Raw genomic sequence first — 23,435 nt, 5'->3', positions numbered from 1 at the left:
GAGACTGATATGAGCATAGAAGAATTTGAAAAAGGAAAAAACAGGGGATTTACGTTTCTCCTAGTTAGTAGCGCCGAAGTGGATAAAGTGGATAGATGTAGGGCAGTTAACGCTTTAATAGGTCAACAAATCTGTGGGGTAAGACCGTTTTCACCACTTACTTGCACTGTAGAAATTTTTAAGACAAAAATTGCTGGAATTCCTGTTCGCGTAATTGATCCTCCAGGATTGTGCGATCTGACATACGGACAGAACGATCCTAAATATATCGATCGAATCAAATCTAAAATTAATTTACAGGAAGTGGATTGTCTGTGGTTTCTTACTCGTTTTGGTGCAACGAAAGTGTATGAGAACGATAAACGAGCTATTCGGCTCATTAATGAATCGTTTGGAGAAAGTATTTGGGAGACATCTGTGATTATATTTACAGATACAGATCATGTAAACCGTTCAAAGTTTCCTGCACAACTGATACAAAAAACTCAGTCAATTCGGACAGAAATTGCTCGTTACACTGGAAAAGAAATGGCCGACCTTATTCCATCAGTACCTATTAGTAATAAGAGCAAAACAACTCCTGATGGTAAATTATGGTTAGGAGAATTTCATGAAACCGTGTTTCAGCGGCTCAAAGATGTGGGGAAAGAGGAAGAATTAGCAGAATTTGAAAAAGGAGAAAAGAGGGGATTTACGTTTCTCCTAGTTGGCAGAACAGGGGTAGGTAAGTCTAGCACAGTTAACACTTTGATGGGCAAACAAGTCTGTCGAGTAGGAGATGATGAACCAGTTACTTGCACTGTAGAATTTTTTGATGCAAAAGTTGCTGGAATTCCTTTTCAGGTAATTGATACTCCAGGATTGTGTGATGAAATAGAGGGGAAAAATGATGCAGAATATATTAGCAGAATTAAGTCCAAAGTTGATTTACGGGAAGTGGACTGTCTGTGGTTTGTTACTCCTCTCTATGAAACGAGAGTACGCTCTGATGAGCAACGAGCTATTCGTGTCATTAATGAATCATTTGGGCCAGAAATTTGGGCAGCAGCAGTTATTGTATTTACATTTGCGGGTTTTGTAGAGCCTGAAAAATTTTCTGGAAAACTGAGGACAAGAACTAAGTTAATTCAAGCAGAAATTGCCCGGTACACTGGCAAAGAAGTGGCGGAACGGGTTCCATCAGTGGCTGTTGATAATAAAAGCATTAATACTCCTGACAGAAAACCATGGTTAGGGGAACTTTACACAACAGTGTTTCAGCGGGTCAATGCGGATGCGATACTACCTTACTTCATGTCTACCATAGACAGAGTTAAAACCAGCGGAGACGGGTCTGGGTCTGGTACGGGAACTCAATATAGTCAATCAGCTAATGTGAATAATGACTCTGGTGGAAGTTCTGCGACCAATCAAGACATTATTCTGAATGAAGAACAGGAAATAACCATTAGAAACCGGATGGTTGAATGGCTAGAAAAAACAGTGAAGATAGTAGGGGACATTGCTGAAGTAGTACCTAAAGTAATAAAGGCCTGCAAGAAAGCTGGGCCTTATGTAGCTCGTGGTGCTAAGGCAGCAGCTAGTTTTGTTAGTAGAGTTGCAAACTCTCCTGTGGTGCAAAAAGGAGTTCAAGTTTTCAAAACAATTGGTTCTTGGATAGGGATAGGGAGATAGATAGACTTGGGTTAAAGAGTCCAGGAAATGTTTTTTTGCTATAATAACTAGCAACGCTATAGATCGCGATAGTGACCATGACTGAATTACTGGAAGAGGTGTTCCCGAAGGTATCGCGCAGCGAATCGCCCAACTGAAGCAGTTACCTGAAGATCTACAAATTATGGTAGAAACAATTCAGGAAGACTGCGATCGGATAGACCAAGAAAATGTCTGAGCTAATGACCTTTGAAGAAATGAAACAGCATTATCAAGGGGAATGGTTACTGATTGCCTATAAAGACCTTGATGATCAGATGCAGGTTATAGAAGGAGAAGTGCTGGCTCATTCTCCCAACCCGTCGCACATCTATGAAATGTTAGCTTCTATTCCTGAGCAACCCCTAGCGATCGAATATGTAGGGCAAATTCCTGAAGATGTGGCCTTTATTTTATGAGTTCTCGTAGAATCTATCGCCTAAATCGACAGGGGAATTTACTTTGGTTGAGAGCATCAGTAGGACGAGCTAGGGAAAGTCCCATTGTTTTAAGATTATTGCTCGATACAGGCTCAAGTTATACTGTGTTGCCCTGCCAAATCCTAGAATGTTTAGGGTGTGACTTGAAACACCCCCTTCAAACCACTACGATTGTGACTGCTTCAGCTACCGTAAAATTGCCGATTGTCTCTGTTCCTTGGTTTAATTGTTTAGGAGTCCGTAAAGAGAATTTTTCTGTAGTAGCGATGGATTTACCTCTGAGTTCTTTTGCCAATGGACTATTAGGAATTGATTTTCTCAGGGAAGAAAAGGCAATTATTGATGTTTTTAAAGGTGAAATTTCCTTGAGTTAAGTTGGCTTTGCTACAACAAAGATTTTATGAAGAAGGAAACGAATAACATTAATAATGAAATGGATGATGAACTGCGACCTGAGTATGATTTTTCCCAGTTAACAGGGGGAATTAAAGGAAAATATGTGGAACGTTATCGAGCAGGCAATAATCTAGTTTTGCTTGATCCTGATGTGGCAAAAGCATTTCCAAGTGAAGAATCTGTGAATGAAGCCTTACGATTATTGATGGAAATCGCACAACGCCAGAGCCGCTAATCATTTATGAGAAAATGGCCTCTCATGGGAAAATGGGGGGGCATTCCCGAAGGTATAGCGGAGCGATCGCTATAAACCCAGTCAGTTTCGTTAGAATAACGGGCAAAGCCATCGATTGGGAGCGTGAATATGACTCAATTACTCGAAGAGGCGATCGCCCAACTGAAGCAATTACCCGAAGATCAGCAGGATGCGTTCCCGAAGGTATCGCGGAGCGAATCGCCGCTCGTCTGCTGGCTGAGATCCAAGACGAACTGAACTGGACAGCAAGATTTGAAGCCACTACAGACGAGCAGTGGGAAGCGATCGCCCAGAGCGTCAGGAAAGAAATCGCAGCAGGTGAAACAACACCTCTTGATGAAGTTTTTCCTCCTCAGTCGCCATGAAATCAATTGTCACAAAAGCCTTTCGTCAAAAACTTGATGAACTTCCTGCTTCAGTTCAAGAACAAGCAGCTAAAGCTTATGACCTTTGGCGATTAGATCCTTACCATAATAGTCTTCATTTCAAACAAGTTCGCCAGAATCCATCCATTTATTCAGCTCGTGTAACTTTAAACTACCGAGGTTATTAGAAGACGATCGCATTTACTGGTTTTGGATTGGTATACATACAGAATATGATCAGTTACTTCGTCGGTTGTAGTCAGACCCAGTTACAATAACTGCCAAGAAGATCTACAAATGATGGCAAAAGCGGTTCAGGAAGACTGCGATCGGATAGATCAAAGAATTGTCTGAGATAATGGACCCTCATGCAGTGTCAGAAAATCCAAAGATTAACGAGGCGATCGCCAGAATTTTATTACAGATCGGGAAGATGTCCAACTCCTCATTCCCATGACCAGCGCATCGCGCTATACAATATACGGTTAACGTCCATAGAGTAGAGGGGAGTGTCAATGACTGTGAGTAGGATTGAAAATCAACAGCTTGAGGAAGGAGCAGGCGATCGCATCCTAGCATCGTTTGTACAAGCAATGGTTCCCTCCTTCAACTCCTTCAATACCAGCATCTCCGACAACGACGAGATGTTCCTCATGGCTCTAGAGAACAGCAACGGTGACCCGACTCAAGCCGCTATCCGCTACCATGGCAATGGACTCCGCATCTTCCAAGCCATCCAACAAATTATCACCCATCACTTTGGCAGTTGGGACAACCTCTCCACGTTCCTCGACTTTGCCGGAGGATATGGACGCTTTACCCGCTTCCTGACTCAAGTTCTCCCTCCCGAACACATTTGGATTTCGGACATCTATCCAGAAGCCGTACAATTTCAAATCGAACAATTCCAAGTTCAGGGGATTCATTCCACCCTCACCCCTACTGAGTACAAAATAGACCAAATCATTGACTGTATTCTCGCCAGTTCCTTTTTTAGTCATATCCCTGAAAGCACCTTTGTGCCTTGGCTAAAAACCCTCTACCATAATTTGAATGAAGGGGGACTCCTGATTTTTAGCACCCATGATGTTACTCTAGCCCCAAATCCCTTCGCCCTCTCCGCCTCCGGGATTCATTTTATTCCCCAAAGCGAAAGTCGTACCCTAGATCCTTCCGTGTATGGTACAACCTATGTCAGTGAAGAATTTATCCAACATTCCCTCAATCAAATTTTAGGACCAAGTGCCACCTATCATCGTATCCCCAAGGGACTCGCTGACCATCAAGATCTATACATTATTAGTAAAAATAGTAGCCCGGACTGGTCAACATTTACCTTTACTTATCCTCCCCAAGGGAATCTAGAGAGTACAGAATTGAACTCGTCTGGAGATTGGGAATTTAAGGGTAAAGTCTGGAGTTTAAATTCTGTAAGGGCGGGTTTATCGACATCTGATCTACAAAGTCAAACGATAGGGAAACCCGCCCCTACCTCGGCCAAATCGATTGAATTGTGGGTGAATGATACAATTATCCATCGCTGTGTCCCCCGTGTTGAAGGATCTTGGGTGTGTCATCTGAATCATAGTCAAGTGCAGCGCGACGATGTAGTGATGATTAAAGCGATAGGGGAAACGGGGAATTTAGAACGGATGCTCGTGTGCCAAACTTTGGAACAACTCGCCAGTTTAGAATCGGGACATTCATCCGGTAAAGGATTGGCTGAAGGCATTTTTATTCTGGGGGGAATGCATCGCTCTGGGACTTCTCTGAGTGCCTCCTTGCTCAATAGTGTGGGCGTTCATTTGGGCGATCGCCTCGTCGCCACTACAATTGGTAACGATCGCGGTCATTTTGAAGATTTAGACTTTGTAGAATTCCACCAAAATGTCCTCCGCTCCCAAGGCTTAGAAATCGACGGACTCACCCTAGAATCAGAAATTATCCTCGCTCCTCGCTATCAGCAAAGCGCTAAACTCCTGCTCAAAGAGAAAACCCAACGCCCTCTGTGGGGATGGAAAGACCCCCGCACCACCCTATTTCTCAAGTTTTGGGCTGAGTTAGTCCCCTCAGCTTATTTTATATTGGTCTATCGCTCTCCCTGGGAAGTAGTTGATTCCCTCTATCGCCGCAGTTCCGATGAAGTGGTCGCGGCTTATCCCGAAAAGGCAGTAGAATTATGGATGCACTACAATCAGCAGATGCTCGAATTTGTCCGAGCCTATCCAGAACGGTGCTTCCTAGCGAATCTAGATGCTATTGTCCGCGATCCGCAAGGGTGGATACAAGGACTAGAGGACAAATGGCAACTCTCTTTAGGCGCTGTGGAACCCTCGGTGATTGAACCGGGATTACTCCAACGGGATGTTTCTCAAACCCGTAAACCGGCACTCATTCAGGCCTTTTTCCCAGAAGCGATTACGCTCTATCAAGAATTGGAAACCTTAGCGGGTTCTTGGGGAAGCGCAGACTCGATTATGCCTGCGGAACTGGATGTGGAGGCAGAATTGGAAAAAATTCAAGCCTTGAGTCCCCAAGATTGGGCGTTTAGCAGTTGGCAGGAAGTGGGCAGTGGGGCAAAATATCAGAAATTGCTAAAACTGAAACAGAAGGAACTCGAGCAACAAGCAGAAGAGTTGCGGCGGATGCGATCGCAGTATGAAGAATTAGAATATCAAAAATCCCTGATGCACAAAAAGCAAGCCCTCTTCAAAAAGACTCAGTCCGAATGCGAACATTACAAACATATGGCGAATCAATTGCGATCGCAACTCGAACAAGCCAATTATGACCTGGAACAAACCCAAAAAGAACTGAATCAATCCCACGCGGAAGCCGTCAAGATTAACCAACAATTGGTGAACACCAGTGCCCAACTGCAAAATACCCATACCCTCTCGGCTGACATTCAAGCTCAACTGAATGCCCAATTGCAAGATCTCAATAGTCAACTGCATCACCGTAACCTGGAATTAGCGGCGATTAAAGCCAATAAAGCTTGGCGCTTGCGGATGAAATGGGTACAACTGAAGCAAAAGTTAGGTTTGATTAAGGAGTAATGGCAAGGGGAATAGGGAGTGGGCAATCGGCAATCGGCAGTAATTTCCGCATCCCCTTGTCTCCGGCAATTTTTAGTTTTTAATTTTTCATTGATATCATGACTTCCACTCCCGACTCCCAACTCCCAACTCCCCAGTCTGTAGCCCTATATCTGGTTCCCTGGATACTTTGCCTATTGGGGGGGTTGTGGACTGTGCCGGTTGCAGCCGAGCCGATACTCTCCGATCGCGTTGTAGAATCTTCAGATGTGGAAACCCTTCATGAAGAAGCCCTAGAGTTACTACAACAGGGGAATTCACTTGAAGCATTTCAACTCTGGCAGCAGGAATTAGAGTTACGCCAAGAATTAGGAATCATTCCAGAAATCCAAGCCCTCTCACGAGTGGGAGCCATTGCTTGGTCCGAAGGCGAGTTAGTGATGCTTCGGCAAATTATAGCTCGGTTAGATCAAATTCAGGGAGACGTTGAAGGCACAGACCAGGGAACATTGCAGGAGTTGGGAGTTGCCTATCAACAATTGCGATCGCCCCAATCTGCTGTAGGAGTGTATCAGAAACTCTTAGATCTGGCAATTGAAGACTCTAATGAGGAGCAACAAAATACACTTCTAGGACAAATTGCCCAAACCCACCTCAATTGGTTTGATTATCCCCAAGCGGTTGCCGGATATGAAGGAGTTTTGAGTTTTGCCCAAGAACAGGAGGATTTTCTGACTCAAATTCAGGCTTATCAACAGTTAGCCTATAGTTACGAGCAGATGGAGGAATGGGAAGGAGCGATCGCCACGCGACTCAATCTCATTAACCTGTACGATCGATTAGGGCAAGTTAATTCAATTCCCAAGGAACAAATAGCGATCGCCAAACACTACGAAACCCTAGGTAACTTTAAAACCAGTGCCCAACTCTACGAACAAGCCTACCTGATTGCCTTTGAACAGCAACACCTTGCCTATGCTGCCGAAGCTCTACAATCCTTGGGAATACTCTATAACAACCAACAGAAATTCCCCGAAGCTTTAGCCGTTTATCGCTCGCTTCTAGGGACTCAAGCTCAAGCCTATGATGCTTATGGCATGATGAACACCTATGAACGCATTGCCGAGATTCATAGCGCTCTCGATCGACGAGAACAAGCCCTAGCTGCCCTTGAACGAGGCCTGAAATTAGCCCAACACCTTAATGTAAGAACGGAGTATTATACCGAGCTGATTCAAGGATTGATGAATAATGAATAATTAGCACTTCTCTCTTCTCTCAAGTACAGCTTGAAGCATTAGACCCTATTCCCTATTCCCTATTCCCTATTCCTTACCACGTCCTAATGCTTGCTAGATAATTGTAATTCTTGAATCTTACTTTCTTGGGCATTAATTTTCTGGTTTAATTCGCGAATCCGTCGAGAAAGCAAGCGAATAATATTAACCGCAATGCCTGGAGTTTCATCAATAGCATCATAGAGTTGTTGTTGAGTTAAAACCAAACAATCACAGGTTTCGATCGCCGTCACAGAAGCCGATCTCGGTTCTGCATCAAACAGGGACATTTCTCCAAAGGTCGTTCCCTTATCCAAATAAGCCAAATCGCGATCGCCAATATGCACCCTTACCCGTCCGGAGACCACAATATACAGAGAGCGTCCTTCTTGTCCTTGCGTAAAAATCGTTTGCCCAGCGGGAAACGATAACTCATCCATAATCGAGGCCAATCTCACTAAAAAATCATCCCGTAACTCTTTAAAGATGGGAACACCTCGCACAAACAGCAAGCGGTCAACGCTACTTAACATAACTTCTCCGGGTCGGGGTTAGGGGGATGGGGGATAGGGAAATGGAGGGATGGGGAAATCTGAGGCATCTTCACTCAAGATTGAGGGTGAGGAGTCCTGGATATGGGAGAGTCCACACTCTTCAATTAAGGCTTGAACTTGGCCAGCCACTAGGCGATCGGGATCGTTTTTGAGCATAGGCAACAATTGACTCAAAGTTGAAGGGCTTGCTACTTTAAGATAATTCAAGACGGCCTCCCGTACAAACCCCCTAGGATGCCGTAGTCCAGCCAGAATATGTTCAGTGGTGGTACTCCAGCGGAAGGCTTGAGCAACATGGAAACAGCAAGCTAAGGGCCAATCCGAGAGAAAATGACGAAGGTCGAGAAGATGGCGCAGGCGATCGCTCGGACTGAGCGGTTGATATAAGAATAAATCTTCTAGATAAGAGAGTTTTTCGGCGATCGCGTATTGATCGAGTACCGTTAACAGCGCTTTCTTATGGGGAATATCTACAATATTGTCTAAAATTTCTAACCCTTTCGCTTGACTGCTCATGGAATTGGACTGAAGGTTAAAGGCAGCCGCTTGTACGCTCTGGATGGGATACAAGAACTTCATCAATAAGAAGCAGCGCTCAATAGAGTCTGTTTCGAGATCGGCAAGCGATCGCTGTAACAATTGAGCTTCTCGCCCTGAAACTCGATCCTCAGCTAGATCTAAACGTCCTGCATAGAGCTGCCCGATAAACATAAGTTCTTGATCGATTAATAATTCAATCCCCGATCGCCCTAAGACGGCTTGTACCTGTTCAATCCCTGTATCATCGGGTAATTTAATCAGGATTTTGAGGATATTGCGGCGAGTGGTTCCCCAGGAAGCCATTAAATTTTGGGTTAAGACATGCAAGGACTCTGGCGTTTTAATATCACCAATGGTCATCCAAGCGTACATGCGCACCAGATCGGGCTTATAGATATCGCGGGCTAAATCTAATAATAGGGGAATAGCTTCATGGCGTAAGCGCACTAAAGCTTTACACGCTGCCTCACGGGTGGATTGATAATATAGACCGCGCAGCAAAGAGGGATAATATTCTTCTAGACGGGTGGCGGCGATCGCCTCTAGAAGGGCACAGCGCACCCGCAGAGAATCATCCTGAAGTAAATTGGGCACATAGAGCCGTAGCGCTTGCATATACACCGCTTCCCCCAAAGCGCGACATCCCATCACCCGCTCCCGTTCCTGCTCGCTGGTGACCATCCGTCGCAGGGTATTCGTCGCTTCCGCTTTAGCTTTGGCATTCCCTCGTCGTAACATTAAAGCCGCCGCCGTTGAGCGCACCACCGGATCGACCGCCGGTTGCAGATAGCTGCGTAACTGACGGATATCGGGTTCCGGTTCCGTGAGCCAAATGTAGCGGAGGGCAAGGGCCAACACATCGGGCAGTAAGGAGGTTTGGGTGAGAGCGCGAATGGATTCCACATCCTTGGGTTGGGGATGTTCGAGTAGCACCTCTAAGCTTTGGCGTTGTAGAGCAGGAGAGAGGGAAGGAAGCAGGGGAACCAGTACCTCGTTAATATTTTGGGAATCAAACCGGTTGAGCAGTTCAATACAAGAGCGCTTATCTTCTTCTGCTCCCGGTTGTTTGAGGGTTTCGGCTACATTGCGTTGTAGCGATCGCAAATCCACATCCGAGACCCCTAAGCGGCCACTTTTGGCACTCGATACTAACAGTTGCACGTACCCAGAGCGGAGGAAGAAAATGGCTAATAACCATCCCAAGGCAATGAGAATGGTTTGGAACAGGAAGATATCTGACTGACGGTCTTGAAATTGGGGCAGAATTTGATTGCAAAACCAAATCGTTCCCAAGAGCAACAAACCCGTTACCCCAGTTGAGATCGGTTCGGCGATCGCCCGCCAAGTCTGGATGCCATTACGAATACTCTCTGGAAGTGGCTGAAACAGAGCCGGACCCAACCCCAAGACCACCGTATAGCGTAACAAATCATCAAAAAACTTCAGCGTAATCAGACACCAGAATAAATCTGCCACATTGCCCAACGAGACCAAACTGATGATCCCCATCATTCCAGGCAGTAGGGACGCAGCCACAAATACGCCCAAACGTTCAATCAACCGAGAGGAAACAAACCATTGAAGAACCAATTCAAAGATTCCCAAAACACCATTGAAAAACCCTAGAAAACTGGCAACTTCTCCCGAATTAAGTTTTTTTTCAAGCTGGTCAAAAAACTGGAATTCAACCAACTGCAAAGACCCTTGGGCGACGAAAAAGAACAGAATTAAGGGAATCACATACCGCCATACCGGACGACCTAACCGGCGCTGGGTAAAGTCTGACGCTTCTTCTTGAGAGACACGATTGGGAGTATCGGGAAAAAATTGCTGATAATTTTGAGTCAGATAAAACGCAACGCCTCCCCCGACAAACATCAAGACACTGGCACAAATGAGGATATTCTCGACCCGCAGAAACGTTAACAGCACCGGCAACGAAAATCCACTGACCACATCGGCCATTAGAATCCCACTAGAAATCAGCGGATAAGTGCGCTTGATTTCTCGAATATTAAACAGTTGATTTGCGCAAATACTGGTGTTGAGTTCATTGAGAATAAAGATCGCTTCACACCACAGGCGCAGCAAAAAAATTAAGATGGGGGCAATAATAACTAGATCTAACCCTAGGCGTAATAGAAATAAGGGGATCGCCATCAGTACGGCGGTAATCACAATCACCTTACGCAAAGGGAGTAGGGTCTGCAACCAGTCATACAAAAACCCTAATCCTGAACCCATTACAGCACTAGCAATATAAATCCAGGGTAAAGATTCGGCTCCAAATCGTTGCAAGAACAAATCAGCGGTACTCGCTTCTGTCCAACTGAGTCCCACACAACTTGCGGTATAAAACGCCAGCATTAATACTGTACGCTCACTTTCGTCTGGCCGAAGGTTAAACCATTGGAAGAATCGTTGTCCCCACCTGTTTAAGCTGCGTCCCTGATAGTTGAGTTCCATATTTTGGTCGTTTACATCGGTCTAGCTCTACCTAGGCTCTCAAGAGAGTCTCTGTTCACCTAAGTAGAGTATGACTTATGACTGTTTTTTCGGCGAGAGAAGCATCATCATATTGCGCCCTTCCCGCTTCGGTTCTTGCTGTATTTCGGCTTCTTCTTCTAGATCTTTGGCCAAGCGTTTGAGCAACCCTTCTGCCAAATCGCTATGCTGGGCTTCCCGTCCTTTAAAGTTAATTGTTGCTTTAACTTTATCTCCTTTCTGGAGAAACTTCCTGGCGTTTTTGAGGCGCACATTGTAATCATGTTCCTCAATTTTATAACGCATTTTCACTTCTTTAACATCAGAGGTGTGCTGTTTTTTCTTAGCTTCGCGGGCTTTCTTTTCTTGCTCAAACTTGAATTTTCCGTAGTCCTGAATTCGGCATACAGGGGGATCGGCTTTATCGCTGACTAGAACCAGGTCTTGCTCTTCTTGTTGTGCAAGCTTTAGGGCTTCTTTGAGCGACAGAATACCAAGTTGCTTGTTCTCACCATCAATGACTCGAACCTTGGGATATTGAATCCGTTCGTTAATTTGGGGCAGATCGCGATTTCTTTTCTTGTCAACCACAGGCGTTTTTTGTTTTTCTAGGGATAGAACAATGGTGGGCTATTGAATCTAAGGATTCAGGAGAACTCGATATCAGGTTTAAACACAACCTCCCCATTCCTTAATCGGTGGGAGAGGTGGGCAAAATGGGTGAGTTTCTGCCATTGTAACTGACAGATTTTGAATTGCCCTACATTTTTAACTTCTTTCTTGCTCTAGACCAGGATTGTGACCCTTTTGAGTGCTTCTGAGCAGGGACTGAGGAGTCTTAAGGTTGGTACGGTACTGATTCATGGAGTTATTAACCCCGATTAATCTTAAGAAAGGATTATAGGGTCGGCGATCGCCGAGTCGAACCTCCTATCATAGTTGGGTCTATGGCGTATACTGTAAGATTAAACCTAAAATCAGAACCTGATTGTATCACCTGTAAGCGGATGAAGCAACTATGAAACATACCCTTTCTGTACTCGTAGAAGATGAAGCTGGAGTCTTAAGTCGCATTTCGGGTTTGTTTGCTCGTCGCGGCTTTAACATCGAAAGTCTAGCGGTAGGGCCAGCCGAACAGCTTGGAGTCTCCCGGATTACTATGGTTGTACCTGGAGATAACAAGATTATCGAACAAATAACCAAACAACTCTACAAACAAATTAATGTCCTCAAGGTACAAGACTTAACGGACAGCCCCTGTGTAGAACGGGAATTAATGTTGCTCAAAGTTAATGCTCCTGCTCAAAGTCGCTCAGAAATTATTGAGTTAGCCAATATTTTCCGCTCCCGTGTAGTAGATGTAGCGGAAGATTCTCTAACCTTGGAAGTTGTCGGAGATCCGGGGAAAATGGTAGCTATTGTCCAAGTGCTGCAAAAATTTGGCATTCGGGAAATTGCCCGCACGGGTAAAATCGCCCTCACTCGTGAATCTGGGGTGAATACAGAGTTACTCAAATCTCTAGAAGCTAAATTAGCTTAAAGCCAAAGCAGCGCGATCGCCTTTCTCCCCTACAATAGTGAAATCACTTTTGTGAACTCACCTAAATGCCCCCAAAAGGAGAACAACTGTGCCTGAAGCTGTTGGTGTTATCCAAACCCTAGGATTTCCGTCTATTCTTGCTGCTGCTGATTCCATGGTTAAAGCAGCACGAGTAACCCTAGTCTATTTCGACCGTGCCGAAAGTGGCAACTTTGTCATAGCGATTCGTGGGGGGACATCCGAAGTTGTGCCAGCAATGGAAGTGGGCATTCAGGAAGCGGAAAAAGTCTACGGAGGCAAAGTGATGATGCACTACATTGTCCCCAATCCCCCCGAAAATGTCCAAGCCGTACTTCCCATCGACTACACGGAAGTCAGTGAACCCTTTCGCTAGACGTAGCGCTAGGCAATAGTCACAACTTAAGGAAAAGATAGACCCCAGTTTTCTTAACCTATTGCCTATTGCCTATTGCCTATTGCCTATTGCCTATTCCCTGATTACCCAAGTGACCCCTTAAACCCCTACAATAAAGTCTTGCACAGAGATGGTTATTGATTAACATTAGGACATTAGGAGCAACAATTATGGGACAGCAAGCTGTTGGAGCTATTGAAACCAAGGGATTTCCAGGAATTTTGGCTGCTGCTGATGCCATGGTAAAAGCTGGACGGATTACCTTAGTTGGCTATATTCGCGTTGGGAGCGCTCGATTTACCGTAAATATCCGGGGAGATGTTTCTGAGGTCAAAACGGCGATGGATGCAGGAATAGACGCTGTAGAGAAGGCTTACGGCGCGACCCTAGAATCTTGGGTGATTATCCCCCGTCCCCACGAGAACGTAGTTGCTGTCCTCCCGATTGATTACAACGATAATGTAGAGTCCTATCGCAGAGCTGTTGAAGGGGATACACCACGACCTTCATTAACTTAGAGCCAACTAGAACTTAAAGTCAGCTTGGGCGAGTTCATTAAGTTTCATTAAGTTTATGGATAAACTTGCCTTAGCTCTGGAGAATCGTATGCGATCAGCGACTATTATTAAGTTAGTTGATTCGAGAAGAAAAATATGACTAAAGAGTACTTATCCCTAGATCTTAGCGCCAGTTCCATCAAGCGTTTGCAAAACCTGAGTACAAAATCTATTCATGCAGCCGGAGTCCCTTGCGCCTACCACTCACCAGCCGGAGTCCCTTGCGGTAATGTTTACGCACCAGCCTCAGCCCATTGCGGATAGCTGTTGCCACACTCCGTAGATCCGTGAAAAACATCGTGACCCTTTCAAACGTCGCGATGTTTTTCTATGCAAAAACTAAGTTGGGTGTTTGCCATATTGTGCCTGAATTGGTCAGCCAAACCTTAATAGACTTCTTGCATAAAGTGGGTAGAAAATAAATGGCAATAGAGTAATCCTGTATTATTTTCCCTATTCCCTGACTTGCGCAAGAAGTCTAAATGTAATGTTAAGTAAAAGCCATCAGAGATTTTCAAGTGTCCGCTGTGTTTCCGCCGACGTTACTCTGTCTCAAGCTCAGGCTTGGGCAGAAATGGCCGGGATCGACCACCTTATCGATCTAACGCCATTAGATCGCTTGGGACTTCCAGTGTTCGCCAGTATTAGACCCCGTGCCGCAGGATCGGCAGTAACCTATGGCAAGGGGCTGATTCCAGTTGATGCTGAGGTGGGAGCGTATATGGAGGCGATCGAGTTGTATTTTGCCGAACCAGCAACTGAGAGCGTTGTCACAGAATGGGGTACAGCTAGGGATGTTGCTGGTACCAACATCAGGGCAGATGCCATCCTTGACTTTGCTCCGGTATTTCAGAAACCAATAGATCTTGATGCACCATTGCTTTTGGCCGTTACTAATGACGTAGAAAATGGGAAGCAATGTCTCGTTCCCGCCGAGTTAGTGTATCATCCAGCACCGGATATCGGTCAATCCTTGTTTGGTTCTTCGACAAATGGTCTAGCTTCGGGAAACTCCGTTCTCGAAGCCACTATTCATGCCCTGGCCGAAGTGATCGAACGGGATATCTGGTCTTTTGAGTTTATCCAAGACTCCTCCTTTCTGGTCGATCCTCGCACTTTTCCTGCTCTTGTTGGGGATATTCTCGAACGGGCAGATCGAGAAGGATTGCAACTCCGAGTCCGTTATGTACCCAACGATTATGGTCTGCCTTTCTTCTCAGCATTTCTCTTCGACCCTGAAAACCCGATCGCCCAATTTTTCAACGGTGGCTGGGGATGCCATACTCATAGAGATATTGCCTTGGTGCGGGCTGTTTGTGAAGTTGCCCAAAGTCGCCTTGCTTTTATTCACGGCGGGCGCAAGTATGTCTTGCCTCATAATATAGGAACCGGCGATCGCGAAGCGGATTTTGTGCGGCAAATGACTGCAAAAGTCTCTAGTCAGGAAAAAATGGTCTCCTATTCGGAAATCCCAGATTTAGGTGCAACTGAGACCCTGGAGCAAGAGTGGCAGCTACTGCTAGAGAGTCTGCGCCGCGTGACAGATATGCCTGTTTACAGAGTTGTTTATACACCACCCGATGAGAGGCTGCAAGTCGTGAGAATTATCGTTCCCTCTCTCGAATATTTTAAAGAAGAAAATATGCGAATAGGGCGTAGATTTAAGGCAGCGTTAGACTCCGATGACAGTTGAGCATCTGCTAAATTTTACTTTTTGGCAACGATAAACACTCGCCCCTCTTGCTCTGGATCTGCAACAGCCTGATTCAGATTGCCGATCCTAGCAAAATAGACTTCTTTCCATCCCACCTCCAAGAGAGCATTTCTGACATTATCCATCAGGAAGAGCGTATTAAAAACAGTTTCGGAAATCCGTTCGTAGAGTCCTTCTGGGGTTCGCAGAAAGCATGAAAATTTTGCCCTGGCTTTTCCCAACTCTTCATTAAAGGTCTTGTCAACGATCGCGATCGCCTCTTCACTCTCATCAAGCTGAATGCTATTCCAGCGCTGTAGTCCTGCTTGGGTATTTAAGTCAAAAATAAAATATCCTTCACTGACAGCATAGACCTGCTGAAAACAGGAGTGCAAAGCATCTTCATTCTCCAGATGATTGAGTGCATCATAGGTGGCTGCCACTAAACCAAAACGCTCATTAAGCGTAAATTTAGTGGCCTCGTCCCGAATAAATCTAGCTCGACCAGTTTCAATGTATGGTTTGGCTTTAGTTCTAGCGTATTCTAACATCGCAGCAGATAGGTCAATACCCGTCACATTGTATCCCCTTTGCAAAAAATATAAAGCGAGTTCGCCAGTACCGCAGCATAGGTCTAAGATGGAGGAATTGGTTTGACCCATAGATGTTGAAGCATAGAACTCTAATATTCTGGGGGCCACTTCATTAGCAAAACCCTCACATTTAAGGTGGTAGAATCGCGCAAAGTCAGGACCATACATAGGAATCACACTTTTCCTATTTTGTTTATATCGAATCCTTTATTCACTATCGGCTTCTCCCCCCACCACTACATTGCGGATGCGCAAGGAGGGGCCGCCACAGCCGACAGCTAACCCATTTTGTCCCCCTTTGCCACAACCGCCGGACTCATCCCAGTAAAAATCATCACCGATCGCTTCAATATCAGCTAAGGTACTAAACACATTGCCGGAAAGGGTCACATCTCGTACCGGTTCAGCAATTTTCCCATTGCGAATCATCCAAGCTTCTCCTGCACCAAAGGTAAACATTTCTCCATTGGTCATTCCCCCCCGCCAGTTTTTAGCGTAAACGCCTTCTTGAATACCGCTAAACAAATCGCTCACAGGAGTTTCCCCTCGCTCAATCCAGGTATTGGTCATTCGTACTAAGGGAGGATAATGATAATTGAGGCAACGAGCATTCCCTGTGGGTTCCTCTCCCAGTTTACCAGCGGTTTCCCGCGAATGCAGACGGCCGGCTAATACCCCATCTTTGATGAGTTGGGTGGTTGTGGCTGGGGTTCCTTCATCATCATAGAAATAACTGCCTCGGTGACCTTGTGGCGCTCCACCATCCAGAATTTGCAGGTTGTCCGGGCCAAATTTGCGCCCTAGGGTCATCACTTCCAGGATATCGGGGTTTTCATAGGCCATATCGGCTTCTGAAAGGTGACCAAAGGCTTCATGGACAAATAATCCGGTTAAAATTGGATCGATGACGACGGTGTAGGTATTGCCTTTAATGGGAGGATGGGAGAGGGCATTAACGGCACGCTGGGCAGCGGATCGCACTTGGTCATCGAGTTGGGTTAAATCTTCATACCCATTGCGCGATCCGGTGGTTTCCCGTCCAGTTTGTACGGTGGAACCCTGCCGAGCGGTGGCGGCAAAGCGCATCTCTAAATCGACCCAGGATTGTTCAATGAGGGTTCCTTCAGAGGTGATTAAGATAATCCGCTGACAGCAGTCTCCATAGCGCACGGAGGTTGTGGCTACTTGCGGATTGGTACTGTGGAGAATGTCCGCGTAGCGATCGCACAATTGCTTTTTCTCGATTAAAGGAATCTCCCTGGGATGGGTTCCTCCTAGGGGCAAGACCTGGCTATCTTCGATAATGGGAATCGGCGCTAGGATGGTTTCTTCTTGTCCCACTAACCGCGCAGAGGCAATCGCCTCTTCTATCCGCTTCGACAATACCCCCAGTTGGTTAAAGCTACTCATTCCCCAACCGCCTTTGTAACAAGCACGTACTTGTCCCCCTAGGGAAATACCTTCACTGAGGGTTTCTACTTTATCCCCCCGCAGCAAGATATCAGTCGCTTCTGCTTCTTCCAGACGGATAGCGAGGAAATCAACTTGAGCGCGATAGCGTTTGATTAAATCCGAGAGCAGGTTTTTAAGATCCGTATTCATGGCAATTCAACCGGTTTAGACGATTGAGGCTTGAGTGATTACATTGGGTCAGTGCTGTCTTCGCTCTCTCGATCGAAATAGTCCAAGAACGAATTCATCCCTAGTAACTGTATACCACGGATATCTATAGCTGTTCTCACAACTGCCTACTATTTCGGCTTGCTTTTAGGATATACAAGGTAACGATCTCCTCGATAACTGCATGGGACTACTTGGTTGATGCCTTATTAAGCGCAACTGCATAGAGAAATGGTATTACCGGACTATCATACATTTTGGAATGGGATTCAGATTCTTAGTTTGGATAGTCAATCTTAACTTTTAGCAAGGGATAGCTAAACCAAGGATCAGAAGATAAAAATGAGTTTTACTGACCAATTCGGAGGGGAAGTTTCAAAATGTCTGATCAGTTGAATTTGGCGGATGAATTCACGCAAGTAAAAGCGCCGTTCTGCTTCAGAAAGATCGAGCCAAAATTGGGGAATCGAAACCGCTTGGGCGACAGAGGTTAAATTAACTGGAGGAAGTGCGGCTAAATTAGCTTGTAGTTTGGAGAGTTCGCTACGGATTTTATAGGTGCGAAGATCGGCAGTTTCTGCATCAAGAATTCCGTGTTTTTTCAGTTCAGGTAATTGGTCTAATATTTTTTGATTCTGGTTGATTTTTTGCTGAAGTTGTGATTCAATCTGTTCGAGATCGGGGAGAGTGAGTTTAGCAACGGCTGGCTGTAAATCTTGACAAATTTTGGTAATGGTTGCATCTAAAACTTGTTCATAGCGTAATCCTTTGCATTTAGGTTGTCGAGGGCAGTGAATGGGACGCAGATAGAGATATTCCCCGGGTTGGCGATGACGGGTGACACGGGTAATTTTCATTCCAGATTGGCAGTTTTGACAGGAAACTAAGCCAGAGAGCGATCGCGGAGCGCTTGCCGAGCGAGGGGGAAGGCGACGATTCCGACGCAGGAGGCGATCGATTTGGGCGGCTTCTTCTCGTGAGAGAATAGGGGTGTGAGTATCGGAGAGGACTTCGCCGTTTTTAAAGGCAGTGTCTCCTCGATAAACAGGATTCGTTAGCCATCGTTTGCCGGTGGAGACGGAAATTGTTTTACGATATTTTTGATTCAGATAGCGAACGGCAGCACGAACCGATCCATAAAGGAGAAAATGGTCAAAAAAGTCTTTAACAACGGGGGCATAACTGCGGTCTAGACTATAGCTATTTTGGCTACGTTTATAACCATAGGGTGCTTTTCCGGGTGGAGGTTTGGCTTGCAGACGATTTTGAGCATGGCCTTGGCGAATGCGGAGGCTGTGATAATAGGTTTGGAGGCGATTAAAGAGGTGCAGAATATCGCTATTTTCTGGTCTAGGTTGTTCTTCACCCTGAAGTGCAATTACCTGTACATTTTGAGTTTCTAAGCGCTGGAGAGCATTAGCCATCGTTTCAGCATTATCTCCCAGTTCTTCCAGTCGGCGAATGAGCAGGTAAATCTCACCTGTTTCTTCTTCTGTTTCCAGGTCTTGAAATAGGGTTTTTAGTTCTTCTCTTCCCCCTAAATCTTGGTAGATGCAATCGACTTCCCATCCCCAAATACTAGATTTAGGGGGAGATTCGAGGATGGGGTCACACCAAACATAGGCGAGAATTTTCATAGCGCTTCGCGCTGGGAATGGGGAATAGGGAATAGGAACAAACCGTTTTTCCCTTCAAAGTTCCTATTTTAACGCAGATGTTGGCCAGTTCCTCCATCGGCTGGATCGAGGAATGGTCTGAGATCGATTCCATTGGATAGGGTGCGCGGTTGAGGAGTGTCGGGTTGGGGGTTGGGAATGCGGTTGAGTCCGGATAGATCGCGGTTCGTAACTTGACCCAGCAGATCTAACCAGTTGCTGGTGCTGCGTCCTTCAGTAAAGGTGGTGACGGGGAGGGTATTTTGGCCGCTATCGGCGATCGCCAAATTCTCAAATACGCGATCGCGAATTAATCCTGGATCTCGTCCAGGAGGAACGGTGAGAACGATGCGACAGCGATTATCTGCACGGGTTGTGACACAAACCGTATCATAACCATTCTCAAAACCCGTTTGCAATTCCAGCAATCCATCGGCGCGATAAAACTCCAGTCGTCTACTAATTTCTGTACATCGACGTTCCGGTGTCCATCCTCCTCCCAGTTCAATAGGAGTTGCCCAAGCATAGGATTGATTCGGTTGACTGGTGGGATGATACCTTACCGTTGGTTGCCCCTGCTCAATTTCGCAAGTGAACCGGGGTTGAGTCTCTACCGGAATTCCATCAGTCGGAACACGAGGGGATGGTTCAGAGGGAGCCGGTTGAGTATCGACAGGAAAATCTCTCGGCCAGGTAGTTTGTGCCAGAGAGGGAGAGGCGAAGAGAACGACAGTAACACTTAGAAGTAAACTCAGATGAGGTTTCATGATTCGAGGTTTCTTTGAACAATGACTTCACTTAGTATGACGGGAGGAAAATCAGTTATATCCCTCATGAAGCTACTTAAATGCTTCATAACTCCTAACACCTGATAATAGATTTCTATAGAAGTCGCAATATTTATCAATCACAGAGAGGGTCGGTTGAGCAGTTCTTGGTGCAATCATACTTCTGAGAAGGCTGAAAGCCTTGTTTCTTTATTATACTCTTCCCAGAGTGATAGAAGAGGGATAAGCGGTTTTTTAAAGATAGCCAGAAAGCTCATACTATTTCTCTTTAATCTTACCACTAATGATTTCTCTAGAGGTAGTTGTCTGAGTCGTTTCATTAAGCGTAGCATCATGGAGAAATGGTATCACTCGCGAGATTGAGTCTGTTGTTCACTTTGCCCCATTCCCACACATAGAGGGCTTTGCGCTGTAACATCAGACCTAATTTTAAATTTTTAATTGAATCCGATGGGGACTCTCAGTGTGTAGTGGTATGGTTGACATCAGAGTTAAATCCTCTGGCTACCATGTACCATAACCCTATTGGCTCTTCCCTATTGCCTCTCCCCTATTCTCTAGCGCAAAGCGCATAATTGAACCGTGCGCCCTCTATTGCTACCCAAACGACGGGTGATGATTGCCGAGGCTTGTCTGATTGGATTAGTCTCTGGTTGTAGCGCCGTCTTACTCAGAAATGGCATAGGAACCTTGGGGGGGTGGCGGATCTGGCTCACCCAAATCTTCCCCGCTTGGTTTGTCTTACCCATCATAGGCATGACCTTTGCCTTTCTCTCCGGTTGTTTGATTGAAGCCTTTGCCACAGAAACCCAAGGGAGCGGTATTGCCCACGTCAAAGCTGTTCTCGAAGGAACCCCGCTTCCTCTGGGTTGGCGGACTGCTCTGGTTAAGCTTATTGCCGGATTGCTTTCTCTCTCTTCTGGACTCACCCTCGGTCGTCAAGGGCCAACTGTACAAATTGGAGCTGCTTTAGCTTCGGAAATTGCGAGAATTTTTCCCACCTCTCCTAACCATCGTCGGCAAATGGTCGCCGCTGGTGCCGCCGCAGGACTGGCGGCTGGCTTTAATGCCCCGATCGCTGGCATGTTATTTGTATTAGAAGAATTACTCCATGATGTTTCGGAATTAACTCTAGAAACAGCGATCGGAGCCTCCTTTATCGGTGCAGTCGTCTCTCGCATCTTTGGAAATGACCTCAACCTCAATCGGGAAGTCAGTGCTTCGGTTGCCCATTTCTCTGCCCCAGAAATTCCGTCTTTCTTGATGCTAGGTATCCTAGCCGGAATTCTAGGTACACTCTTTAACCAAAGTATTATTACCAGCCTGACTCTCAATCGGCGCTTACCGCTGACTTTACCTGCTCGCATGGCTTTGACTGGTTTAATTTCTGGCCTTTGTATTGCTTTATTGCCACAAACGTTTAATGACCATGCGGGTTTACGACAACTGTTGCTAGTTGGGGATCTCAAGGCTCCTGAAGTCCTTCTTGCCTTTGTTGTTCATTTTTTACTCACCTGTTTAGCCTATGGTGCAGGGACACCTGGGGGACTCTTTGCCCCAACCCTAACATTAGGTGCAGCTCTTGGCTATTTGGTGGGCTACTCTCTGGGATTACCTCTAGGTATTTCTCCTGATACTTATGCCCTGGCGGGGATGGGAGCCTTTTTTAGTGCCGTGGGTAAAGTTCCCATGACCAGTATTGTGATTGTTTTTGAAATCACGGCAGATTTTAATTTGGTCTTACCCCTGATGATTGTGTCAGTGGTGGCCTATTTTGTATCAAGTTTACTAGAGAAAAACTCCCTGTACCAACGCCTGTTGGTCTGGAATGGTATGGAAGCCCAAAGCCATCAACGAAAAACGCCGGAAGGCTTTGATGAATTGATTGCCGAGGATCTGATGCAACACCGGGTGGAAACTTTGAATCTTAATTTACCTTTAGATCAAGTGGTGCAAGCGTTTTCTCGCTCTCATCATCGGGGATTTCCTGTGGTGCATGGAGGTCAGTTAGTCGGTATTGTTACCCAGGAAGATCTAAAGAAACGCAACATGAATCAGAAGGCCGTATTGGGGGAAATTATGACCCCCGATCCGGTGAGTGTTCCCCCTTCTTGTCCCTTAAGTGAGGTGGTCTATTGCCTGAATCGTTATAAACTCAGTCGTCTTCCGGTGACTGAGGGACGGAGGTTAGTCGGGATTATTACCCGCAGTGATATTATCCGGGCGGAGTCAGATTTGCTCAGTGGTATCGGGCCAACCTTGGGGCCGGCTGGTGGGACTTCTTATGTAATTTATAGAACACAGGGGCCGGCAACGGGTAAGGGCCGGATTTTGGTTCCAGTGGTCAATCAGCGTACGGCAGCTTTATTGTTACAGATGGCAGGGGCGATCGCCGCAGAACAAGATTATGAGTTGGAATGTCTGCAAGTCGCTTTGGTTTCCCATCATACTCCGGTCGATCGAGCCCGGGTCAGCTTTGATGCATTTCAACGCTGGACGAACTATACCGAAAAGTTGGGTGAACAGTTAGGTATTAGTGTCCATACTCAGGTGCGAGTCACCCATGATATTGGGAAAACGATTCTAGAGACGGTGAAGTATCGCCATGTAGATCTGTTGCTGATGGGATGGAAGGGAAAAACAACAACAGAGGGGCGCATTTTTGGGGATGTGGTGGATACCTTAATTCGTCAAGCCCCTTGTGAAGTCGTATTGGTGAAATGGGCTACCCGTGGACAACAGGCGAAGTGGCATTTTAATCGCTGGTTACTGCCGTTGGCAGGAGGGCCGAATGCGATCGCCGGTGCTGAATTGTTACCGGGTTTAATGCGCTTGCGATACATTCAGTTCAAATCTAAAGGCCACAATTGGGATCAGCCCTTTTTTCCCCCAGAAATTCAATTGTGTCAGGTCTGTTCTCCAGAACAGAAAGCCCAGGTTTCTGCGATGTTGGAAGAGGTGCAGCAATTTTTGCACAGTCGCTTAAAATCAGTTTCTTTGGTATCTGGGGATAGACACAAGGAAGAGTTAAGATTACCTAAATTGAGTCGAGTACAGCTCATTTCTGAACAGGTCAGCGAAGCCATTATTCAACAAGCTCAAAAATCTCACATTGATGTCGTGATTATGGGAGCATCACGAGAAGGTTTACTCAAACAGGTGATTAAAGGCAACATTCCAGAGGCGATCGCCTCCGGATGCGATTGTACTGTGATTTTAGTGCGTCAAGCTATCTCCCTAACTTGAATTTCAGCAGTTTTCCTTTGCTATGCAGTAGAGCGCCAGAATATAGCAAGAGAAGAGAGAGTTATCCCTCTTCTGTCACTTTCGGAAAAAGGGCAGAAGTGTTGAAGGTTGACATAAAACTTTACATTCAACTGAAGAAAAGTCACTAGTGAACTAAATCAGGGTTTCTGGAATCAGATCGTAACTCCAATGAATAATAGAGCAGCGCCGACTAAGTTCGACTTGCAAATAACGGAATTTATCCAACAAGGTTTGGCCATAGAACTGAGAAATTTCCATTAACTGC

General features: G+C 45.8%; 20 protein-coding genes and 1 pseudogene. 14 read left to right on the top strand and 7 right to left on the bottom strand.

Annotated features, from left to right (window positions below):
• The first annotated feature begins 9 nt into the window (after positions 1-9).
• The 8 genes and pseudogenes from J7545_RS22715 to J7545_RS22680 all read left to right on the top strand — a co-directional run bounded on the left by J7545_RS22715 (position 10) and on the right by J7545_RS22680 (position 7,446).
• Positions 10-1,674, top strand: a complete 1,665-nt coding sequence (locus tag J7545_RS22715; protein ID WP_318698469.1) for a GTPase — start codon at positions 10-12, stop codon at positions 1,672-1,674.
• 209 nt (positions 1,675-1,883) lie between these two features.
• A complete protein-coding gene (locus tag J7545_RS22710) occupies positions 1,884-2,111 on the top strand; it encodes a hypothetical protein (RefSeq protein WP_318698470.1) in 228 nt (75 codons plus the stop codon).
• Positions 2,108-2,506, top strand: a complete 399-nt coding sequence (locus tag J7545_RS22705) for a retropepsin-like aspartic protease (protein WP_318698471.1) — start codon at positions 2,108-2,110, stop codon at positions 2,504-2,506. The genes J7545_RS22710 and J7545_RS22705 overlap by 4 nt, the downstream gene beginning before the upstream one ends.
• A gap of 26 nt (positions 2,507-2,532) precedes the next feature.
• Entirely contained in the window at positions 2,533-2,763 is a 231-nt protein-coding gene (locus tag J7545_RS22700; RefSeq protein WP_318698472.1) for a hypothetical protein, read from the top strand.
• 14 nt (positions 2,764-2,777) lie between these two features.
• Positions 2,778-3,149 (top strand): hypothetical protein, encoded by a 372-nt coding sequence (locus tag J7545_RS22695; protein WP_318720154.1) that lies wholly within the window; start codon positions 2,778-2,780, stop codon positions 3,147-3,149.
• A pseudogene (locus J7545_RS22690) lies at positions 3,146-3,408 on the top strand (hypothetical protein). Before J7545_RS22695 ends, J7545_RS22690 begins: the two are co-directional and overlap by 4 nt.
• A 256-nt stretch (positions 3,409-3,664) precedes the next feature.
• Entirely contained in the window at positions 3,665-6,208 is a 2,544-nt protein-coding gene (locus tag J7545_RS22685) for a sulfotransferase (RefSeq protein ID WP_318698475.1), read from the top strand.
• 98 nt (positions 6,209-6,306) lie between these two features.
• Positions 6,307-7,446 (top strand): tetratricopeptide repeat protein, encoded by a 1,140-nt coding sequence (locus tag J7545_RS22680; RefSeq protein WP_318698476.1) that lies wholly within the window; start codon positions 6,307-6,309, stop codon positions 7,444-7,446.
• A gap of 83 nt (positions 7,447-7,529) precedes the next feature.
• Here J7545_RS22680 and J7545_RS22675 read toward each other — a convergent pair whose 3' ends face one another.
• From J7545_RS22675 to infC, 3 genes are all read right to left on the bottom strand, one after another.
• Positions 7,530-7,997: a Crp/Fnr family transcriptional regulator gene (locus J7545_RS22675; protein ID WP_271942585.1), complete on the bottom strand. Its 468-nt coding sequence runs from the start codon at positions 7,995-7,997 to the stop codon at positions 7,530-7,532.
• 18 nt (positions 7,998-8,015) lie between these two features.
• Positions 8,016-11,024 (bottom strand): HEAT repeat domain-containing protein, encoded by a 3,009-nt coding sequence (locus J7545_RS22670; RefSeq protein WP_318698477.1) that lies wholly within the window; start codon positions 11,022-11,024, stop codon positions 8,016-8,018.
• Between the two features lie 75 nt (positions 11,025-11,099).
• Complete coding sequence (infC, locus tag J7545_RS22665; protein ID WP_413038577.1) at positions 11,100-11,666, bottom strand: translation initiation factor IF-3; 567 nt, start codon at positions 11,664-11,666, stop codon at positions 11,100-11,102.
• 394 nt (positions 11,667-12,060) lie between these two features.
• Here infC and ilvN point away from each other — a divergent pair, with 394 nt between their 5' ends.
• The 5 genes from ilvN (at position 12,061) to J7545_RS22640 (ending at position 15,247) form a co-directional block, all read left to right on the top strand.
• On the top strand, positions 12,061-12,582 hold the full coding sequence (ilvN, locus tag J7545_RS22660) for an acetolactate synthase small subunit (RefSeq protein WP_271942579.1): 522 nt from the start codon (positions 12,061-12,063) through the stop codon (positions 12,580-12,582).
• An 88-nt stretch (positions 12,583-12,670) separates the two neighbouring features.
• Entirely contained in the window at positions 12,671-12,976 is a 306-nt protein-coding gene (locus J7545_RS22655) for a carbon dioxide-concentrating mechanism protein CcmK (protein ID WP_271942577.1), read from the top strand.
• Positions 12,977-13,167: 191 nt separating this feature from the next.
• Positions 13,168-13,515, top strand: a complete 348-nt coding sequence (locus J7545_RS22650) for a carbon dioxide-concentrating mechanism protein CcmK (protein WP_318698479.1) — start codon at positions 13,168-13,170, stop codon at positions 13,513-13,515.
• A 135-nt stretch (positions 13,516-13,650) separates the two neighbouring features.
• On the top strand, positions 13,651-13,818 hold the full coding sequence (locus tag J7545_RS22645) for a hypothetical protein (RefSeq protein ID WP_318698480.1): 168 nt from the start codon (positions 13,651-13,653) through the stop codon (positions 13,816-13,818).
• 223 nt (positions 13,819-14,041) lie between these two features.
• Positions 14,042-15,247 carry a YcaO-like family protein gene (locus tag J7545_RS22640; protein WP_318698481.1) on the top strand — a complete coding sequence of 402 codons (1,206 nt, stop codon included), beginning with the start codon at positions 14,042-14,044 and terminating at the stop codon, positions 15,245-15,247.
• A 14-nt stretch (positions 15,248-15,261) separates the two neighbouring features.
• On the opposite strand, the gene J7545_RS22635 is transcribed toward J7545_RS22640, so the two are convergent.
• The 4 genes from J7545_RS22635 to J7545_RS22620 all read right to left on the bottom strand — a co-directional run bounded on the left by J7545_RS22635 (position 15,262) and on the right by J7545_RS22620 (position 19,882).
• A complete protein-coding gene (locus J7545_RS22635; RefSeq protein ID WP_318698482.1) occupies positions 15,262-16,008 on the bottom strand; it encodes a class I SAM-dependent methyltransferase in 747 nt (248 codons plus the stop codon).
• Between the two features lie 39 nt (positions 16,009-16,047).
• Entirely contained in the window at positions 16,048-17,442 is a 1,395-nt protein-coding gene (locus tag J7545_RS22630) for a TldD/PmbA family protein (RefSeq protein ID WP_318698483.1), read from the bottom strand.
• 347 nt (positions 17,443-17,789) lie between these two features.
• Positions 17,790-19,097, bottom strand: coding sequence for a recombinase family protein (locus J7545_RS22625; RefSeq protein WP_318698484.1), 1,308 nt, complete (start codon positions 19,095-19,097; stop codon positions 17,790-17,792).
• Positions 19,098-19,165: 68 nt separating this feature from the next.
• Positions 19,166-19,882 (bottom strand): COP23 domain-containing protein, encoded by a 717-nt coding sequence (locus tag J7545_RS22620; protein WP_318698485.1) that lies wholly within the window; start codon positions 19,880-19,882, stop codon positions 19,166-19,168.
• Between the two features lie 603 nt (positions 19,883-20,485).
• Here J7545_RS22620 and J7545_RS22615 point away from each other — a divergent pair.
• Positions 20,486-23,149: a chloride channel protein gene (locus J7545_RS22615; RefSeq protein WP_318698486.1), complete on the top strand. Its 2,664-nt coding sequence runs from the start codon at positions 20,486-20,488 to the stop codon at positions 23,147-23,149.
• The last annotated feature ends 286 nt before the right edge of the window (positions 23,150-23,435 follow it).

Origin of the sequence: Roseofilum sp. SBFL (assembly GCF_017746885.1) — a bacterium.
Taxonomy (GTDB): Bacteria; Cyanobacteriota; Cyanobacteriia; order Cyanobacteriales; family Desertifilaceae; genus Roseofilum.
Note: the sequence above shows the minus strand (reverse complement) of the source record. Positions and strands in the feature narration are given on the sequence as shown.

Excerpts from the sequence above, each read along its gene's own strand:
- J7545_RS22715 (WP_318698469.1), top strand. The coding sequence starts at position 10 with ATGAGCATAGAAGAATTTGAAAAAGGAAAAAACAGGGGATTTACGTTT.
- J7545_RS22710 (WP_318698470.1), top strand. The coding sequence starts at position 1,884 with ATGTCTGAGCTAATGACCTTTGAAGAAATGAAACAGCATTATCAAGGG.
- J7545_RS22705 (WP_318698471.1), top strand. The coding sequence starts at position 2,108 with ATGAGTTCTCGTAGAATCTATCGCCTAAATCGACAGGGGAATTTACTT.
- J7545_RS22700 (WP_318698472.1), top strand. The coding sequence starts at position 2,533 with ATGAAGAAGGAAACGAATAACATTAATAATGAAATGGATGATGAACTG.
- J7545_RS22695 (WP_318720154.1), top strand. The coding sequence starts at position 2,778 with ATGGCCTCTCATGGGAAAATGGGGGGGCATTCCCGAAGGTATAGCGGA.
- J7545_RS22685 (WP_318698475.1), top strand. The coding sequence starts at position 3,665 with ATGACTGTGAGTAGGATTGAAAATCAACAGCTTGAGGAAGGAGCAGGC.
- J7545_RS22680 (WP_318698476.1), top strand. The coding sequence starts at position 6,307 with ATGACTTCCACTCCCGACTCCCAACTCCCAACTCCCCAGTCTGTAGCC.
- J7545_RS22675 (WP_271942585.1), bottom strand. The coding sequence starts at position 7,997 with ATGTTAAGTAGCGTTGACCGCTTGCTGTTTGTGCGAGGTGTTCCCATC.
- J7545_RS22670 (WP_318698477.1), bottom strand. The coding sequence starts at position 11,024 with ATGGAACTCAACTATCAGGGACGCAGCTTAAACAGGTGGGGACAACGA.
- ilvN (WP_271942579.1), top strand. The coding sequence starts at position 12,061 with ATGAAACATACCCTTTCTGTACTCGTAGAAGATGAAGCTGGAGTCTTA.
- J7545_RS22650 (WP_318698479.1), top strand. The coding sequence starts at position 13,168 with ATGGGACAGCAAGCTGTTGGAGCTATTGAAACCAAGGGATTTCCAGGA.
- J7545_RS22645 (WP_318698480.1), top strand. The coding sequence starts at position 13,651 with ATGACTAAAGAGTACTTATCCCTAGATCTTAGCGCCAGTTCCATCAAG.
- J7545_RS22640 (WP_318698481.1), top strand. The coding sequence starts at position 14,042 with ATGTTAAGTAAAAGCCATCAGAGATTTTCAAGTGTCCGCTGTGTTTCC.
- J7545_RS22635 (WP_318698482.1), bottom strand. The coding sequence starts at position 16,008 with ATGTATGGTCCTGACTTTGCGCGATTCTACCACCTTAAATGTGAGGGT.
- J7545_RS22630 (WP_318698483.1), bottom strand. The coding sequence starts at position 17,442 with ATGAATACGGATCTTAAAAACCTGCTCTCGGATTTAATCAAACGCTAT.
- J7545_RS22625 (WP_318698484.1), bottom strand. The coding sequence starts at position 19,097 with ATGAAAATTCTCGCCTATGTTTGGTGTGACCCCATCCTCGAATCTCCC.
- J7545_RS22620 (WP_318698485.1), bottom strand. The coding sequence starts at position 19,882 with ATGAAACCTCATCTGAGTTTACTTCTAAGTGTTACTGTCGTTCTCTTC.